Annotated in this window: 12 protein-coding genes and 1 riboswitch; of the genes, 6 read left to right on the top strand and 6 right to left on the bottom strand. The window is 73.6% G+C overall.

The window, feature by feature from the left end:
• Position 1 precedes the first annotated feature (1 nt).
• A complete protein-coding gene (locus Q0283_RS07780; RefSeq protein WP_183527868.1) occupies positions 2-571 on the top strand; it encodes a Dps family protein in 570 nt (189 codons plus the stop codon).
• A 100-nt stretch (positions 572-671) separates the two neighbouring features.
• Here Q0283_RS07780 and Q0283_RS07775 read toward each other — a convergent pair whose 3' ends face one another.
• Positions 672-3,152, bottom strand: coding sequence for an MMPL family transporter (locus Q0283_RS07775; protein ID WP_298044131.1), 2,481 nt, complete (start codon positions 3,150-3,152; stop codon positions 672-674).
• Positions 3,153-3,278: 126 nt separating this feature from the next.
• Here Q0283_RS07775 and Q0283_RS07770 point away from each other — a divergent pair, with 126 nt between their 5' ends.
• The 3 genes from Q0283_RS07770 to Q0283_RS07760 all read left to right on the top strand — a co-directional run bounded on the left by Q0283_RS07770 (position 3,279) and on the right by Q0283_RS07760 (position 7,597).
• Positions 3,279-3,776 (top strand): MarR family winged helix-turn-helix transcriptional regulator, encoded by a 498-nt coding sequence (locus Q0283_RS07770; RefSeq protein WP_183527870.1) that lies wholly within the window; start codon positions 3,279-3,281, stop codon positions 3,774-3,776.
• A gap of 97 nt (positions 3,777-3,873) precedes the next feature.
• Entirely contained in the window at positions 3,874-6,120 is a 2,247-nt protein-coding gene (locus Q0283_RS07765) for a chorismate-binding protein (protein ID WP_298044130.1), read from the top strand.
• Between the two features lie 34 nt (positions 6,121-6,154).
• Positions 6,155-7,597 (top strand): FAD-dependent oxidoreductase, encoded by a 1,443-nt coding sequence (locus tag Q0283_RS07760; RefSeq protein WP_221243389.1) that lies wholly within the window; start codon positions 6,155-6,157, stop codon positions 7,595-7,597.
• Between the two features lie 23 nt (positions 7,598-7,620).
• Here the strand turns inward: Q0283_RS07760 and cls are convergent, their stop codons facing one another.
• Together cls and Q0283_RS07750 are read right to left on the bottom strand one after the other, a co-directional pair.
• Positions 7,621-9,120, bottom strand: coding sequence for a cardiolipin synthase (cls, locus tag Q0283_RS07755; RefSeq protein WP_183527874.1), 1,500 nt, complete (start codon positions 9,118-9,120; stop codon positions 7,621-7,623).
• Positions 9,121-9,129: 9 nt separating this feature from the next.
• On the bottom strand, positions 9,130-9,732 hold the full coding sequence (locus Q0283_RS07750) for a TetR/AcrR family transcriptional regulator (RefSeq protein ID WP_221243390.1): 603 nt from the start codon (positions 9,730-9,732) through the stop codon (positions 9,130-9,132).
• A 198-nt stretch (positions 9,733-9,930) separates the two neighbouring features.
• Between Q0283_RS07750 and Q0283_RS07745 the strand changes: the two genes are divergently transcribed.
• Entirely contained in the window at positions 9,931-12,648 is a 2,718-nt protein-coding gene (locus Q0283_RS07745; RefSeq protein ID WP_298044129.1) for an MMPL family transporter, read from the top strand.
• Positions 12,649-12,764: 116 nt separating this feature from the next.
• Positions 12,765-13,835: an aminotransferase class IV gene (locus Q0283_RS07740; RefSeq protein WP_298044128.1), complete on the top strand. Its 1,071-nt coding sequence runs from the start codon at positions 12,765-12,767 to the stop codon at positions 13,833-13,835.
• A gap of 35 nt (positions 13,836-13,870) precedes the next feature.
• Here the strand turns inward: Q0283_RS07740 and Q0283_RS07735 are convergent, their stop codons facing one another.
• The 3 genes from Q0283_RS07735 to Q0283_RS07725 are packed head-to-tail and all read right to left on the bottom strand — an operon-like array spanning position 13,871 to position 17,033.
• Positions 13,871-14,680 (bottom strand): energy-coupling factor transporter transmembrane protein EcfT, encoded by an 810-nt coding sequence (locus Q0283_RS07735; protein ID WP_183527881.1) that lies wholly within the window; start codon positions 14,678-14,680, stop codon positions 13,871-13,873.
• Positions 14,677-16,308: an ABC transporter ATP-binding protein gene (locus tag Q0283_RS07730; RefSeq protein WP_298044127.1), complete on the bottom strand. Its 1,632-nt coding sequence runs from the start codon at positions 16,306-16,308 to the stop codon at positions 14,677-14,679. The genes Q0283_RS07735 and Q0283_RS07730 overlap by 4 nt, the downstream gene beginning before the upstream one ends.
• Positions 16,305-17,033: an ECF transporter S component gene (locus tag Q0283_RS07725; RefSeq protein ID WP_298044126.1), complete on the bottom strand. Its 729-nt coding sequence runs from the start codon at positions 17,031-17,033 to the stop codon at positions 16,305-16,307. Before Q0283_RS07725 ends, Q0283_RS07730 begins: the two co-directional genes overlap by 4 nt.
• 93 nt (positions 17,034-17,126) lie before the next feature.
• Positions 17,127-17,230: riboswitch (TPP riboswitch) on the bottom strand.
• Positions 17,231-17,293: the final 63 nt, after the last annotated feature.

The following is a 17,293-nucleotide window of genomic DNA, read 5'->3' as shown; positions in this document are numbered from 1 at the left end:
CATGGCAGCCAAGGACACCCCTGCGACGTACACCGTTCCCGGACTCGAACTCGAGGACGGCCACCGTGTCGGCGAGATCCTCCAGCTGCGCCTGCACGCACTGAACGACCTGCAGCTGACCCTGAAGCACGCCCACTGGAACGTGGTCGGCCAGAACTTCATCGGCGTGCACGAGATGCTCGATCCCCAGATCGAGGAGGTCCGTGCCGCCGTGGACGTGCTGGCCGAGCGCATGGCGACCCTGGGCGTCTCCCCCACGGGCACCCCCGGCGCCCTGGTGAAGGAGCGGACCTGGGACGACTACGACCTGGGCCGCGCGGACACCATCGAGCACATCGCCGCCCTGGACCAGGTCTACGACGGCGTCATCGCCGATCACCGCAACGCCATCGAGGAGGCCGGCAAGCTGGACCCGGTCACCGAGGACATCCTCATCGGCCAGACCGGCGGCCTCGAGCAGTTCCAGTGGTTCCTGCGCTCGTTCCTGACCAACGCCGCGGGCGAGCTGAGCACCGCCGGAGAGCACACGGAGAAGGGCGCGGCCCGGAAGGGCGCCGCCAAAAAGTCCTGATCCTCCCGCAGGATCGGCCGGCCGGACCGCCGGCACGGCGCAGGGCCCCGGCATCGTGACGATGCCGGGGCCCTGCGCCGTGGTGGAGGGGATCCGGGGATCAGCCGGCCACGTGGCGGCCCCCGCCGCCACCTGCGGCCCGGGAGAGCCTCGAGGGCCACCAGACCTTCGGACCGATGTCGTAGGTCAGGGCCGGCACCAGCAGCGAGCGCACCAGGAAGGTGTCCAGCAGCACGCCGAACGCCACGATGAAGGCCAGCTGCACCATGAACATCAGCGGGATGACCACCAGTGCCGCGAACGTGGCCGCCAGGACGATGCCCGCCGAGGTGATGACCCCGCCCGTGACGGTCAGGGCCTTGAGCACGCCGGGCCGGGTGCCCTGGATCACCGCCTCCTCCCGCGCTCGGGTCATCAGGAAGATGGTGTAGTCCACGCCCAGGGCGACCAGGAACACGAACCCGTACAGCGGCACGGAGGGGTCTGCCCCCGGGAAGCCGAGCACCTCGTTGAACACCAGCGCGGAGACGCCGATGGCGGTGCCGAAGCTCAGCACGGTGGCCAGGACCAGCAGCACCGGGGCCACGATCGAGCGCAGCAGGATCATCAGGATGACGAGCACCACGAGCAGAACCAGCGGGATGATCGTGCGCAGGTCCTGCTGGGCCGTGGTGTTGGAGTCCAGGGCGGTGGCGGAGGTGCCGCCGACCAGGATCTCGGAGTCGATCGCGTGCAGCGTCTCGCGCAGCTCGATGATCGTCTGCTCGGCCTCCTTCGAGTCGGCCGGGTCCTGCAGGGTCGCCTGGAGGTACACGCGGCCGTCGACCTCCTGCGGCTGGAGCGTGGGCACCTCCGCCGGAATGCCCGACGGCGGCCCGGCGGTCTCCGGGGCCCCGTCGCCGGCCCCTCCGCTCACCCCGGCGGGGGGTCCAGCGGGAGGTCCGGCGGCACCCTCGGGTGCCTGGCCCTGCCCCCGGCCGGCGGCCGCGGCCTGCTCCTGGAGCTCGGCCAGCGCCTCCGGGTCCGGGGTCCCGGCCGGTGCGCCGCCCTCGGCGGTCAGGTAGGCCGAGCCGACGCCGTCGGTGCCCTCCACGGCCTCGAGCACCTCGTCGGCCCGGTCGGCCGGGGCGATGACGGTCGCCGGCGAGCCGGTGCCCGCGTCGAAATGCTCCTCCAGGACGACCTGTCCGGCCTTGGCGTCGGACTCCCCCAGGATCACGTCGGTCTGGGCCACGCCGCTGCCCTGCAGCTGGGTGGCGCCGATGGCGCCAAGGGCCAGCACGGCGGCGGTGACCATCCACACGGCGCGCGGCCTGCGCGCCACCAGTGCGCCGATCCGGGTCCACACGCCGTGGCTCTCCTCGAGTCCGGCGATGGGCCGACCGGTGGCGTCCTCCGGCTGGGTGAAGGCCTTCCTCGTCGTGAGGGGGACGCCCGCGCGCGGGATCGACGGCCAGAAGGCGGCCCGCCCCGTCAGGTACAGGATCGCGGGCAGGAACGTCAGCGTGGCGGCCCAGGCCAGGACGATGCCGGAGGCCGCGATGGGTCCCAGTGAGCTGTTGGAGTTCAGGTCCGAGACCAGCAGGCAGAGCAGGGCGATGGCCACCGTGGCCGCCGAGGCGGTGATGGCCCCGAAGGAGCCCTTCCAGGCGGCCCTGAGGGCGTCGAAGGCCTGCGGCCGCAGGCGCAGCTCCTCGCGGTAGCGGGCCACCATCAGCAGGGAGTAGTCCGTGGCCGCGCCGATCACGAGGATCGACAGGATGCCCTGGGACTGGCCGTTCAGGCTGATCCAGTCGGCCCTGGCCATCCAGTAGATCGCCAGGATGGCCACGCTGAGGGCGGCCACCGAGTTCAGCAGGACCAGGATCGGCAGCAGCACGGAGCGGTACACCAGCACGAGGATGACGAACACCACGCCCAGCGCCACGGCCAGCAGCAGGCCGTCGATGCCGGCGAAGGCGCCCGCCAGGTCCGTGGCCAGGCCGGCGGGGCCGGCCACGTGCACCTCGACCCCGGACAGGGCGCCGTCCCCGGCGGTCTCCAGGCCGCCGGAGGCATCCTGGACGAGCCCGCGCAGCTCCTCGACCACCACGTCCGGCTCGGCGGCAGCGGTGTCGATGATCGCGATGTACTGCACCGCCTCGCGGTCCTCGGAGACGTTGGGCCCCACGACCTGGTCCACGCCCTCGGCCGCACCGAGGTCCTCACCGAGGGCGGCCAGCGCGTCCAGCTCACCCCGGGCGTCCTCCGGGATGGCCTGGCCGTCCGGCAGCCCGGCCACGATGAGGGCCGGGATCTGGTCCGTCCCGCTGAACTCGCCCACCCATTCCCCGGCGCGGGTGGACTCGGCGGATGCGGGCAGGAACGTGGACTGGTCGTTCGAGGACACCTCCGAGAGCTTGCCGAAGGTGGGGCCGCCGATACCCGTCCCGGCCAGCCAGGCCAGGACGAGGACGATGGCCACGCCCACGCGCAGGCCGATGGACTTCACGGACGAGGACCCGCGTGGAGCGCCGGGAGAGGACGGGGACGAGGACCCGGTGGCGCTCGGGGCCCGTTCAGGGGTGAGTGTTGGCTGCATGGGCCCAGCGTAGCGCATATATCTTGATCTTCAAGATACTTTCTAGGCTAGGCAGGTAGGGTGGTGGAGGCGGCCGGGACGTAGAATGGACGGCCTGTCATCCACCGCCGCACGAAGGAGAAGCGCATGCCGGATGCCCCTCAGGCCCCCGATGACTCCGAGCAGATGCGTCTCCTCATCCACGCCCTGCGGCGCTACGCCGAGGCCTCGGACCGCATGGTCGAGGCCGCGGGGAACCAGCACGGGATGTACCGGACGGACCTGCGCGCCCTGTCCCTGCTGATGCAGCGGCAGGCCGAGGGGCTGCAGACCACCCCCAAGGACCTGGGCCAGCTGCTCAACCTCACCTCCGCCTCCACCACGGCACTCGTGGACCGCCTCGTGGCCAACGGGCACGCCGAGCGCAGGCGCTCCACCACGGACCGGCGCAGCGTGTTCGTCCAGCACACGCCCTCCGCACAGGCCGAGGGCCGGGCCATCTTCTCCCCCATGAGCCGGCTGATGATGGAACACCTGGCCCAGTTCACGCCGCAGCAGATGGACACGGCCGCGCAGGTCGTCGCGGCCGCGACCGCCGCGCTGGAGGAGCTGGACGTCACCGGGCCCCTCACCGACGGGCCGTGACCCCACCTCGGTAGACTGGTCCGGGTGCTCGCGGAGCCGACGCCCCGCACCCCCAGCACACCCCCGCACCACCGCCCTCGACCCTCCGGAGACCACCGTGGCCCGTCGCCCCCTGCTGCTGGCCGTGGACGGCCGCTCCGGTGCGGGCAAGACGTCCCTGGCCCTGGAGCTCGCGGCCCTGTTGCGCCCCCACCTGGACGTCGAGGTCTTCCACCTGGACTCCATCTACCCCGGTTGGGACGGGCTCGCCGCCGCCCTGGAGACCTACGCCGCCGAGGTCGTCATCCCCCTGTCCGCCGGCCGCACCGCCTACTGGAGCTGGTGGGACTGGGAGGGCGGGCGGCCGGGCCGGGCGGGCAGCACGCGGCCGGTCGACGTCGTGATCCTGGAGGGCGTGGGCGCCGGGACCGGTGCCGCCCGCGCCGCACTGGACGCCCTGGTGTGGGTCGAGCTGCCGGCCGCTGACCGCAAGGACCGGGCCCTGGGCCGGGACGGGAGGACGTTCGCCCCGCACTGGGACCGGTGGGCCGCCCAGGAGGACGCGTACCTGGCCCTCGAGGACCCCGCGTCCCAGGCGGGGATCACCGTGGACAGCACCACCGGGACGGCCGGCGCCGCGCCGCTGCTCGTCCAGGCCCTGCGCACCCTGCCGGGCTGGGAGACCTCCCTGGCCCTGGTGCCCGCGCCGGCCCGGCCGCCCCTGCACCACCGCACGGTCGCCGGCGCCGGCGACCCGCAGTCCCTGTTCGAGGCCGCCGGGGGCCCGGCGGCCTCGGTGGCGATGCTGCTGGAGAGCTCGGACCACGCCACCACGCCCTCCCCCGGCCGCAGCCGGCACGCCATCCTCGGCCTGGCGAGCGATGACGACCCGGTCGCCGAGCATGCCGACGGGGTCACGGTGGTGCGCCAGGGCCCGGTCACCGTCAGACGGGAGGGCCCGTGGTTCCGCTGGCTGGCCGGGGTCTGGCCGGCCGGCGCGCCTGCCTCCGCGCCGACCGCCGAACCCGCCCCGGAGGCACCCTTCCGGTCCGGCTGGATGGGCTGGCTCGGGTACGGCCTGAAGCGCGAGGCCGGTTCCCCGGACGGGGCCGCCACCCTGCGCGGAGCGGGCGAGGGGCCGGCGGACGCGCTGCTGTTCCGCCCCTCACGGGTGGCCACGGTGGACCACCGGGCCGGCACCACCACGCTGTGGTGGCCCGCGGACGACGACGCCGGCGCGGCCTGGGCGGATCGGGTCGCCGCGGCGGCGGGCGTCGGGGACACGGGCGTCGGGGGCACGGGTGGCGAGGGCATGCGGACCGGGGGTGCGGGTGCCGGTGCCGCGGCTGCCGTGGGCCCCGGGGTCGTGGCCGCGAGTGCCGGGCCGGTCCCCGTGTTCACGCTCCGCGACTGCCGCGCGGGCTACCTGGAGAAGGTCCGCGCCGCCCAGCACGAGATCCACGAGGGCAACACCTACGAGGTCTGCCTGACGACCATGCTGGAGGCGTCCCTCGAGACGTCCACCCGGGGCCGGCCCGGCACCGCGCCCTTCGACGGCTGGCGGACCTACCGCCGGCTCGTGGCGGCCAACCGGGCGCCGTTCACGCTGTACCTGCGGGCGACGGCCCCGGCGGCCGACCCGGTGTCGGACCCGGCGGCGGTATCCGGGTCCGGTCGGCCGGCCGTCGTCGAACTGCTCTCGACCAGTCCCGAGCGGTTCCTGGCCATCTCCGCCGCCGGCCGCATGGTGACCGAACCGATCAAGGGCACCCGTCCCCGCGGGCGCACGCCGGAACGGGACGCGGCGCTGGCCGGGGAACTGGCGTCCTCGGCCAAGGACCGGGCGGAGAACATCATGATCACGGACCTGGCCCGCAACGACCTGTCCCGGGTGGCCGTGCCCGGCACGCTGGCCACCGAGCGGGTGTGCGCGATCGAGTCCTACCCCACCGTCCACCAGATGGTGTCCACGGTGACCGCGCACCTGGAACCCGGCGTCGCCCGGGCGGAGGCGGTGGCGGCGGCCTTCCCCCCGGGGTCGATGACCGGCGCCCCGAAGATCTCCACCATGGAGATCTTGGAGCGACTGGAGTCCGGACCGCGCGGGGTCTACTCGGGCGTGGCCGGGTACCTGTCCGACGACGGCGCGGCCGACCTCAGCGTGCTGATCCGCACCCTGGTCGCCACCGGCCCGGCGGGGCCCGGGAGCGGCGGGACGCGGCTGTCGCTCGGCGTCGGCGGGGCCATCACCGCGGACTCGGTGCCGGAGGAGGAGTGGGACGAGGTGCGCACCAAGGCCCACGGCGTCCTCAGGGTGCTCGGGGCGGCGTTCCCCGACGACGACGCCGAGGGACCGCGGTACTGACAGGACGGTTGCGCGCGGGACTACGGTGAGGACCATGACCGATCCCGCCCGAACACCCCGGACCACCCCTGACGCGACCACCCGGGCCGGCGGCACGCCGCGCCACCTCGAGGTGGACGTGTTGGTCATCGGCTGGGGCAAGGGAGGCAAGACCTTCGCCGCGGCGGCCGCCGGGACCGGCAGGACCGTGGCCCTCGTGGAACAGTCGGCGGCCATGTACGGGGGTGCCTGCATCAACGTCGCCTGCGTGCCCACCAAGGCCCTGATCCACTCGGCCTCCACCCGCCGTGACCAGGACGATGTGCAGCAGTTCTTCGAATCCGCCGTCCGGCGCCGTGACTCGCTGACCGGCAGGCTCAACGACACCAGCTTCCACCTGCTCTTCGACCGTGACACCGTCACCGTCGTGGACGGCCGGGCCCGTTTCGTCGGTGAGCGCCAGGTCGAGGTGACGCCCTCCGCCGGCGGGTCCGGGCGGGCCGAGCGGATGCGCATCACCGGACGCACCGTCGTGGTGAACACCGGCTCCGCCCCGGTGGTCCCGGACCTGCCGGGTGCGGACGGGCCCCGCGTGCACGACTCGACCTCCCTGCAGCACGTGAGGCCCTTCCCGCGGCGGCTGGCGATCGTCGGCGGCGGGCCGGTGGGGCTGGAGTTCGCCTCGATGTTCTCCGGCTTCGGTGCCGAGGTGACCGTGCTGAACCGCGGCCGGCGCATCCTGCCGCATGAGGACGAGGACGTCGCGGACGCCGTCGCCGAGGTGCTCATCGGTGCGGGCATCACCGTGCGCACCGGCGCCTCGGTCACGGGACTGCAGGACGGGCCGGACGGTGTGACGGTCCAGCTCGAGGAGGGCACCGGCCCCACGGTGGACGCGGTGCTGTTCGCCACCGGACGGCGCCCGGCCACCGAGGGGCTCGGACTGGACGCCGCCGGGATCGAGGTGGACGACCGGGGCGCGATCGTGGTGGACGACCAGCTGCGCACCTCCGCCGACCGGGTCTTCGCGATGGGTGACGTGCACGGCGGGCAGCAGCAGACCTACCTGTCCCTGGACGACCACCGGGTGGTGCTCAGCGCACTGGACGGGGACGGCTCACGCCGGGTCGGCGACCGGGCGGGGGTGCCGGCCACCCTCTTCCTCACGCCGCCGTTCTCCTCCGTGGGCCTGACCGAACGCGCCGCCCGGGAGGCCGGCCGGGACGTGCGGGTGGCCTTCGCGAAGGTGACCGGGATCAAGGCGATGCCGCGGCCGAAGGCGGTCGACGACCCGCGCGGGGTCATCAAGGTGGTGGTGGACGCGCACACCGACCAGGTGCTCGGCGCCCGGCTGTTCCACGTGGACTCCCAGGAGGTCGTCAACCTCGTGGCCCTGGCCATGCGGGCGCAGGTCACCGCCTCCGCGCTGCGGGACGGCATCTGGACCCACCCCTCCTCGACGGAGGCGCTCAACGAGGTGCTCGGCCAGCTGGCCTGAACCGGTCCGGGAGCCTCACCGGCTCACTGCAGGGCCGAGGTGAGGCGGAAGACGTTGTCCACCCAGCGCTGGGCCCGCGGACGGGCGTCCCACTCCTCCTTGGTCAGCTCCTCGGAGACTTCCCGGTACTGCTCGATCACCTCGGTGAGGGCCTCGACCATCTCCGAGCCCACCGTGAGCACGGAGACCTCCATGTTCAGCGAGAACGAGCGCATGTCCATGTTGGAGGACCCGAAGACGGCCACGTCGTCGTCCACGGTGAACAGCTTGGCGTGCAGGACGTTCGGATCCGGGTAGCGCCAGATGCGGATGCCGGCGGCCAGGAGGGCGTCGTAGTAGGACTGCTGGGCGTGGTGGACCATGAACTGGTCGGCCTTGCGGCACACGAACAGTTCCACGTGGACGCCCTTCTGGGCGGCGGTGGTCAGGGCGTAGAGCATCGAGTCGTCCGGCACCAGGTACGGCGAGACCACCACGAGCCGGCGCTTGGCGGCGTAGAAGAGGTGGTTGAACAGGCGCAGGTTGTTCTCGTTGGAGAACCCGGGACCGGAGGGCACCACCTGGGCGATCGAACCGTCCTGCTCGTTCAGCTCCTCCTCGGTGGGGTCCCGCAGCTGGCCCTCGAGGGTGTCCCCCGTCTCGGAGAACCAGTCGGTGGCGAAGACCAGGTCCAGTGAGGCCACGGTGGGCCCGGTGATCCGGGCCATCAGGTCCACCCACTGCCGGTTCATGCGGTGGGCCGAGCGCCGCTTGTACCCGGGCTCGATGAGGTTCTGCGACCCGGTGTAGCCGATCAGCCCGTCCACCACGAGGATCTTGCGGTGGTTGCGCAGGTCGGGGCGCTGGTACTTGCCGCGCAGCGGCATCACGGGCATGGCCGGGTGGTACTCCAGCCCGGCCGCGTCCAGCCGGCGGACCAGCTTCCGGTATCCCGGCACGCGCAGCGAGGCGATGTGGTCGAACAGGATCCGCACCCGCACCCCGCGGGCCTTCGCCCGTTCCAGGGCGTCCAGCACCTCGTTGGTGTACCCCTCGCGGCCCTCGGGGTCCAGCGCCGCGATGTAGAAGACCAGGTTGACGTAGTCCGTCGCCCGGTCGATGTCCTGGGCCATCCGCTGCATCGAGGCGCGGTAGTCGGTGATGAACTCGAAGTGGTTGCCGTCGAGCATGGGGAAACTGGTCAGGTTCCGCGTCAGCTGCGCGGCCGAGGCCACGTACAGGGGCGCGTGGCCGGCCTCGTTGGGCAGGGTCAGGTGCGAGGTGGCGCGGCCCAGGGCCTCGTTGACCGAGCGCTGCCGGGACCGGCGCTGGCCACCGAGCCGGAACGAGCCCAGCAGCAGGAACAGCACGAGACCGGGCAGCGGCAGGAAGAAGATGACCAGCAGCCAGGCCATCGCCACGGCGGGCCGGCGGCCGCCCGGCACGATGCCGAGCAGCAGCACGCGGATGCCGACGTCGATGATCCAGGACAGGATCGTCAGCCATTGGGGATAGTTGCCGAACTCGGCGAGCGGCCAGAGCATCCCCTCAGCCTACGGTGCGGCCGGAGCCACCAGGTCCAGCAACCGCCCGATCCGCTCCTCGTCCAGCGGCCGGCCGAACATCACGTGCAGCAGCAGGTTCGCGCCCACGGTCTCGGCCAGGAACGACGGCGGCGCCGGCAGGGAGCGCGGGTGGGCGCGGTCATGCGCGTGGAACCTGGCGTCGAGGCCGGTCATGATCGGCTGGATCAGGGCCTCGTCGATCGCCTCGGCCGTCTCTCCCGCCGCGGCCAGGGCGGACATGATGGCCTGCACCAGCCGGGAGGTGTCCCCCTCCTCGACCCGGTCACGGATCTCCAGCAGCCACGCCCGCAGGTCCGCCCGCAGGTCCCCGGTGTCCACCGGCCCGCCGATCGGCACGTCCAGGTACTTCTCGGCGATGGCCTCCACGACCACCTCGGCCTTGGATCCCCACCAGCGGTAGACCGTCTGCTTGCCGACGCCCGCCGCCGCGGCGATGCCCTCGACGGTGAGGTGCTCGAATCCGCCGACCAGCATGAGGTCGGCGGCGGCGGTCAGGACGGCGACGCGGGCCCTCTCACTGCGCGGACGCCCCCGCTGTTCTGCGGAAGCAGGCTCTGATGCTGCGTTCACCGATGACCTCCTGTGCCGGCCGGTCCCCCGCCCCGGGTGCCTGGCACCCTCTCGGGCACCGGGGGCCGGTGGGGACCCTGTTTCAATACGAGACGGTCCGTCTACTATAGTGGTCGCCGGACCCGCCGGCGGACTCTGCCCATGATGCGCCGCCCCCGGTCCCCGCTGCAGCCTTTCCCTCCCGAAGGAGCGCCCCTCATGGCCGAACTGCTCTACCGCCTCGGTTTCGCCTCGTCCCGCCGGCCCTGGGTCGCCATCGTCGCCTGGCTGGCGGCGCTGGCCCTGTCCGTGGGCGGGTTCCTGGCCTTCGGCGGCACCCTCACCACCTCCATCACGATCCCCGGCACCCCGACGTCCCAGGTCACGGACCGGCTGCAGGAGGAGTTCCCCGAGGCGGCCAACGGCACCGGCTCGGTGGTGTTCCGCACCACCGACGGCACGGAGCTCACCGAGGACCAGCGCCAGGGCATCGGCGAGGTGCTCTCCGAGGTCGAGGGCCTGGAGGGCGTGGACTCCGTGGTGGACCCCTTCACCACCGAGGCCGAGCTGTCCGACCAGCGTGCCCGGATCGCGGACGGCCGCGCCCAGCTGGCCGAGGGGCAGGAGCAGGTCGAGTCCGGGCGGGAACAGATCGCCCGGGCCGAGGAGCAGCTGGACGCCTCCGAGCGGCAGCTGGACGCCGGACAGGCCGAACTCGGCGCCGGCCGGGCCCAGGCAGAGGCGGCCGGTGCCCCGCCGGCGGTGACCGCCCAGCTGGACGCCCAGCAGGCCCAGCTGGACGCCGGCCGCGCCCAGCTCGAGGAGGGCCGCGCCCAGCTCGAGCAGCAGCGGACGCAGCTGGAGGAGGGCGCGGTGGAGGCCGAGGCCGGCAGCGCCGACCTCGACCGCGGCGAGGACCTGCTGGCCCTGGCCGGGGACTACCGCACCGTCTCCGAGGACGGGAGCACCGCCGTCGGGAACGTGGTGTTCGACCGGCCCACCCTGGACGTCACCGAGGACATCCAGGGCGCCGTGGTCTCCGCCCTGGAGGACGCGGACATCGAGGGCGTCGAGGTGCTGCCGACCACCTCGCTGTCCCAGACCATCCCCAACATCGTGGGCCCGGCCGAGGTCATCGGCCTGGTCGTGGCCGCCATCGTGCTGGTCATCATGCTCGGCACCCTCATCGGCGCGGGCCTGCCGATCCTCACCGCCCTGATCGGCGTGGGCATCGGGGCCGCCGGGTCCCTGGCGTTCTCCGGCATGATCGAGATGCTCTCGGTCACCCCCGTGCTGGGCCTCATGCTCGGCCTGGCCGTGGGCATCGACTATGCGCTGTTCATCGTCAACCGGCACCGCCGCCAGCTCAAGGACGGCGCCCCGCTGCACGAGTCGATCGGCCTGGCCAACGGCACCTCCGGCAACGCCGTGGTGTTCGCGGGCCTGACCGTGATCATCGCGCTGGCCGCGCTGAACGTCACCGGCATCCCGTTCCTGGGCCTGATGGGCACCGTGGGCGCCTTCTGCGTGCTGATCGCCGTGCTCATCGCCGTCTCCCTCACCCCCGCGCTGCTCGGGCTGATCGGCCACCGCGCGCTGAGCCGCACGGAACGCGGGCGCCTGCAGCGGGAGCAGGAGGTCCGCGCGGTGGAGGCGGGACTGCGCCGCCAGGAGGAGCGCGGCCGCGAGTCGGCCTCCGCCGGCCATCTTCAGGCCCGCCGGTCCCACGGTGCCGGCCCGCGGCGCGCGGCCATGCCCACCGGCCGGGCCGTGCTGATCTCCCTGGGCTCCGTGCTCGCCCTGGCGATCGTGGCCATCCCGTTCTTCTCCATGCGCCTGGGACTGCCGGACGGTGGCTCCGAACCGCCGGAGTCGGCCGCGTACCAGTCCTACACGGCCCTCGGTGAGGCCTTCGGGGAGGGGTACAACGGCCCGCTCGTGGTGACCGCCGATCTGCCCGCCGGCCTGGACGAGGGCGAGGTCATGGACCAGCAGGTCGCCGTCGGCGAGCAGCTGGCGTCCCTGGAGCACGTGGAGGTGGTGGTCCCGGCCGCCGTCAACGAGGACTCCACCATGATGATGTTCCAGGTCATCCCGGCCGAGGGACCCAACGCGGTCTCGACCGAGGAACTGGTGCACGACCTGCGGGCCACCGCCCCGGCCGGAGAGGCCTCCGGCCTGGCCGTGGCCGGCATGACCAGTGGGTTCATCGACGTCGCGGACAAGCTCTCCGGTGCGTTGCCGCTCTACCTGGGCGTCGTCGTCGGGCTGTCCCTGCTCATCATGATCCTGGTGTTCCGCTCGCTGGTGGTCCCGCTGATCGCGACCGGCGGGTTCATCCTGTCCGTCTTCGCGGCCATGGGCGGCGTGGTGGCCATCTACCAGTGGGGCTGGTTGTCCGCGGTGTTCGGGGTGCACAACCCGGGGCCGATCCTGGCCTTCCTGCCGACCATCATGGTGGGCGTGCTGTTCGGCCTGGCGATGGACTACCAGCTGTTCATCTCCTCCGGCATGCGCGAGTCCTACGCCCACGGGGCCCCGGCCCGGGTGGCCGTGATGGACGGCCTGCACGCGGGCCGGGCCGTGGTCGCCGCCGCGGCGATCATCATGATCTCCGTGTTCGGCGGGTTCGTCTTCGCCGAGTCCGCCATGATCCGGCCCATCGGTTTCGGCCTGGCCTTCGGGGTGCTGCTGGACGCCTTCCTGGTGCGGCTGCTGCTGATGCCCGCCCTGATGCACCTGGTCGGCGACGCCGCCTGGTGGCTGCCGCGGTGGCTGGACAGGATCCTGCCGAACGTGGACGTGGAGGGCGCCGCCCTGGAACGCGACCACGCCTCCGCGGGGCCCGGCCGGCCGGCGGCTGACGCGGCCAGGCAGGGCACCCCGGGTGACGGCGCCGGCGAGGCGGCCCCCGAACCGGAACCGGCCCGGGTCTGACGGGACCGCGCGGTCCGCTGCCCGCCCGGCCGAGGCCACCGTCGGGTGTGTGCCGGTGCCGGCGCGCACCCGACGGTGTGCTCGGAACGCGGGGACGGATGCGTAGTCTGGGGTCCATGACGCACCACTCCGCATCATTCATCCCGGAGCCCGGCGGCTCCGTGGTCGTGTTCCTCGACCCGTCCGCGGACGGGGTCGGCACCCGGGTCGCCGATCCACGGCAGCCTGCCGTGCTGGTCACGGACCAGGGCCTGACCCGCGGGGACGGGATCTTCGAGACGATGACCGCCCTCGCCGGGGACACCGGGCACCGGATCCGCAAGGAGGACTCCCACCTGGAGCGGCTGATCTCCTCGGCCGCCTCCCTCGACCTGCCGGTCCCGGACGCCCAGGCCTGGCGCCAGGCGGCGGTCACCGGGCTGAGCGCGTACGCGGCCGGGAACCCGGGCAGGGACGCCGTGGTCAAGCTCGTGGCCACGCGGGGCCCCGAGGGCGCCCCCGGCGGCGGGCACTACGTGCGGGGCACCGCGGACACCGGATCCGACGGCGAGCTGAAGGACATCACCGCGGGGACCGCCCCGGACGCACCCGCACTGACCGGTACGTACTGGGTACTGGTCTCCCCCGTCTCCCCCGGCCTGGCGTCCGGGCGCGAGCGCGGCCTGTCCGTCCTGCTCCTGGACCGCGGTTTCGACTCCTCCGTCTCCGAGCGGGCCCCGTGGCTGCTGATGGGCGCGAAGACCCTCAGCTACGCCGTGAACATGGCGGCCATGCGCTTCGCCGCCGCCCAGGGGGCCGACGACGTCATCTTCGTCTCCTCCGACGGCAAGGTGCTCGAGGGCCCCACCTCGACCGTGCTGCTGGCCCGCCGGGTCCCGGCCGCCGACGGCCCGGACGCCGTGGAGCTGGTCACGCCGCTGCGCAGCTCCGGGATCCTGCCGGGCACCAGCCAGGGCACCATCTTCGCCGCCGCCCAGGCGGCCGGCTGGGACCTCGGCTACGGTCCGCTGGAGCCGTCGGACCTGTTCGACGCGGACGGCGTGTGGCTCGTGTCCTCCGTGCGCGGGGTGGCCCCGGTGACCTCCCTGGACGGGGTCGCGCTGGACGTGGACCGGGACCTGACCGACCGGCTCTCGGCCTTCCTGGACGAGGACAGGTCCCCCGGGCGGCACGGCCCGCTGCACTGAGTCCGGCCCCGGGCAGGTTCAGGCCCGGGGCGGGTTCAGGCCCAGACCAGGTTCCACGCCCCCGTCCCCAGGGCCAGGCCGGCGGCCAGCGCGGCCAGGGCGCACCCACCGAGGACGAGCCGGACGTCCCCCGCGGTGAAGACCGAGGTCCGGGCCCATGTCCGGGCGCCGGCCCCGAAGCCTCGGGCCTCCATGGTGACGGCCAGCCGGCTGGCACGGCGGATGGCCTGCACCAGCAGCCCGAACACCTGTCCCAGCCACGACGTCGTGCGGCGGACCGGGCCCCCGCCGGCGCCCACGCCCCGCGCACGCCGGGCGTGGCCCAGCACGCGCCACTCCTCGGTCAGCATGGCGAGAAGCCGGAAGGCGGCCAGCGAGCCGAGCACGAACCTCGCGGGCAGACGCAGCCGCTGGGCCAGCGCGTCGGCCAGGTCGGTGGGATCCGTGGTCGCGAAGACGATCACTCCGGGCAGGGCGACCGCCAGGATGCGCAGGCCCGTCGCGGCTCCGGCCAACGCCGACCCCTCCGAGACGGACACCGGTCCGGCCTCCAGCAGCATCCGCCCCGTGTCCTGGCCGACCAGCGCGGTGCCCCACGCCGAGGCCAGCGCGGCGGCCACGAGCAGCCACGCCCGGCGCAGGAACTCCCCGGCGCGGATGCCCGAGAACGGCAGCAGGGCCACCGCCGCCAACAGCACCAGGCCCGAGGACACCCAGTCCATGGACGCCACCAGCACGGCGGTGACCGGCAGCAGGGCGGCCAGTTTCGCCAGCGGGTGGGCCCGCTCCATCGGGGAGCCCGCCACGGGGCGGGAGGGGGCCGGGGCGGTCAGGACGGCGCTCATGTCAGCTCCACCACCCGGGCGTCGAGGGCCGCGGCGAAGTCCTGGTCATGGGTCACCGCGACGACGGAGCTGCCCTCGGTGACGAGCCGGCGCAGCATCCCGGTCAGCACCGCCCAGGTGTTGGCGTCCTGCCCGAAGGTCGGCTCGTCGAGGAACACCACGTCCGGGCCCGTGGCCAGCACGGTGGCCACGGACAACCGGCGCTTCTCCCCACCGGAGAGCGTGAAGGGGTTGACCTCGGCCAGTCCGGTTAGTCCCATGGCCTCGAGCAATTCGTCGGCGCGGCCCCGGGCCTGTGCGGCCGACCACCGCAGCGTGCCCGTCCGGTGGTCCCGGGCGTGACGCGGCCCGAAGGCCAGTTCCTCGCGCACCGTGGCCGCGACGAACTGGTGCTCGGGCTCCTGGAACACCGTGCCGATCCGGCTCACCAGGTCCCGGGCGGGCCAGCGGTGGGGGTCGTCCGGCAGCCGGACCCCGTGTCCCTTCAGGGCGGCGGTGGCGGTCAGCGTCCCGGCGTGGGCCGGGATGAGCCCGGCCAGGGTCAGCAGCAGCGTGGACTTGCCCACCCCGTTCGGCCCGGTCACGACGACGGCCTCCCCGGCCTCCACGGTCACGTCCAGTCCGTGTTGCACCGGGACCGGCGGTGGCCCGAGGCGGCGGCGCCAGCCGGGCCTCACCGCGTGCCGGGACACCGCCAGGTCCCGGGCGGACAACAGCGCGGTCCCCGTGGGGTCCCGGTGACCGGCAGGGTCCCGGTGACCGGCAGGGTCCCGGTGACCGGCAGGGTCCCGTCGCGGGCTCCGTGCCGGTCCGGAGGGCTCCGCGGCCGGCCGCGGACCACCGGGGGCGGGGGTGACGGGTTCGGGCACCACCCCGGGCACCCACACCCCGGCCGCGGCCAGTTCCTCCCGGACGGGGCCGGGTGCGAGCAGCGCGGCGGGGGTGCCGTCGTGGCTGATGCCCCCGCCCGGTTCCAGGACGAGCAACCGGTCCACGTGCCGGGCCCACGTCCCGAGCCGGTGCTCCACGACCACGAGGGTGGCGCCGATGGCCTCGACCACCGCCAGGACGGCGTCGCGGACCTCGAGCACACCGGCGGGGTCGAGGTTGGCGGTCGGCTCGTCGAGCAGGACCAGCGGCGGGCGCATGGCCAGGACCCCGGCCAGGGCCATCCGTTGCTTCTGCCCGCCGGACAGTCGCGACGTGTCCCGCCACAGGGCGATGCCCTCGTCCTCCCCCAGCCCGACCGCGGCCAGGGCGTGTCGGACCCGGTCCCAGATCTCGTCCGGCGGGACGCGGAGGTTCTCCGCGCCGAAGGCCACGTCGTCCCCCACGCGCGAGAGGATCACCTGTGTCTCGGGGTCCTGCTGCACCAACCCGGCGTGGCCGCGCAGCTCGCGGGTGGGCACGCCGTCCAGCAGCAGCCGGCCGGTCTCCTCCGAGTCGTCCGCCGGGTCCAGCACGCCGGCCAGTCCGTGCAGCAGAGTGGACTTCCCGGCCCCGGAGGGCCCGGCGAGCAGGACCCGCTGCCCCGGTGGGATGGTCAGGTCCAGGCCGGCGACGGCGGCCCGGTCGCGTCCGGCGTGCCGCCAGCCCCAGCCCTGCGCGGTGACGGTGGCCGCGGTCACCCCCGGCCCGCCGGTTCCCGGTGGGCGCCGCGGGACGGGAGGGCGGCCAGTGCGCCCGTGGCCGCCAGGGCGCGGGTGGCCAGCCAGCTCAGCAGGCCGGCGATGACGATCCCGGAGATGCCGGTGAACCCCACGTAGAGCCACTTCCAGGCCAGCGTGTACTCGGGGAACCAGGCGAACAGGAAGGCCTCGTTGAGACCGCAGGCCACTCCCGCGGCGGCACCGGCCAGCAGGGCCACGGGAAGGGTGAAGCGACGGTAGAGGAACAGGAGGAAGACCAGCTCGGCCCCGATGCCCTGGACGAGTCCGGAGGCCAGCACGGTCAGGCCGAACTGGGACCCCAGCAACGCGGAGACGGCGGCAGCCACCAGTTCCGTGAACAGCGCGGCACCCGGTCTGCGGATCAGCAGTGCACCCAGGACCGCCGGGAACAGCCACATGCCGGCGACCAGTCCCGACGACGGCGGGAACGCCAGGAACACCCCGCCCAGTCCCGCATAGGCCAGGTTCCAGGCCCAGAAGACCACGCCGCTGGCCACGGCGACGACGGCGGCCACGACGATGTCCACCACGCGCCAGGTGTGGCGGGAGGAGGTGCGGTGGGCGGAGGTGCGGTGGGCGGGGCCGCGCGGGTCGTGGTGTGGGCGGGAGCGCCCGGGACGGTCCGGTGTACCGGCCGGCGGGGTGGCCTGGTGATCACTGCCGGGGGTCTGCGTCGAGACCATGTGATGTCCTCCTCAAGGATCCAAGGAGGGGAATGGAACGCACGCCGCCCGAACCCTCGGGATCCGGGCGCGTCAGGCACCGGGCCCCACGCTCCATCGGAGAACTCGACTTCCTTCGCCGGTACTAACCGGAGCAGGTTCGAGGGTCTGCGCTGGGCGCACTCTCAGCGCCGGGCGGCGCTCCCCTGTCGTTCACGATGTGGCACCAGCATAGGGCACCACCCCCGACCCCTCGGCCACGGTCCTCCCGTTGCGGGGAA

It is taken from the genome of uncultured Citricoccus sp. (assembly GCF_937871995.1).
Taxonomy (GTDB): domain Bacteria; phylum Actinomycetota; class Actinomycetes; order Actinomycetales; family Micrococcaceae; genus Citricoccus.
The sequence above is the reverse complement of the archived record's forward strand: the minus strand, read 5'-3'. Positions and strand labels throughout refer to the sequence as shown.

Coding starts and splice junctions, on each gene's coding strand:
- Q0283_RS07780 (WP_183527868.1), top strand. CDS start 2: ATGGCAGCCAAGGACACCCCTGCGACGTACACCGTTCCCGGACTCGAA.
- Q0283_RS07775 (WP_298044131.1), bottom strand. CDS start 3,152: ATGCAGCCAACACTCACCCCTGAACGGGCCCCGAGCGCCACCGGGTCC.
- Q0283_RS07770 (WP_183527870.1), top strand. CDS start 3,279: ATGCCGGATGCCCCTCAGGCCCCCGATGACTCCGAGCAGATGCGTCTC.
- Q0283_RS07760 (WP_221243389.1), top strand. CDS start 6,155: ATGACCGATCCCGCCCGAACACCCCGGACCACCCCTGACGCGACCACC.
- cls (WP_183527874.1), bottom strand. CDS start 9,120: ATGCTCTGGCCGCTCGCCGAGTTCGGCAACTATCCCCAATGGCTGACG.
- Q0283_RS07745 (WP_298044129.1), top strand. CDS start 9,931: ATGGCCGAACTGCTCTACCGCCTCGGTTTCGCCTCGTCCCGCCGGCCC.
- Q0283_RS07740 (WP_298044128.1), top strand. CDS start 12,765: ATGACGCACCACTCCGCATCATTCATCCCGGAGCCCGGCGGCTCCGTG.
- Q0283_RS07735 (WP_183527881.1), bottom strand. CDS start 14,680: ATGAGCGCCGTCCTGACCGCCCCGGCCCCCTCCCGCCCCGTGGCGGGC.
- Q0283_RS07725 (WP_298044126.1), bottom strand. CDS start 17,033: ATGGTCTCGACGCAGACCCCCGGCAGTGATCACCAGGCCACCCCGCCG.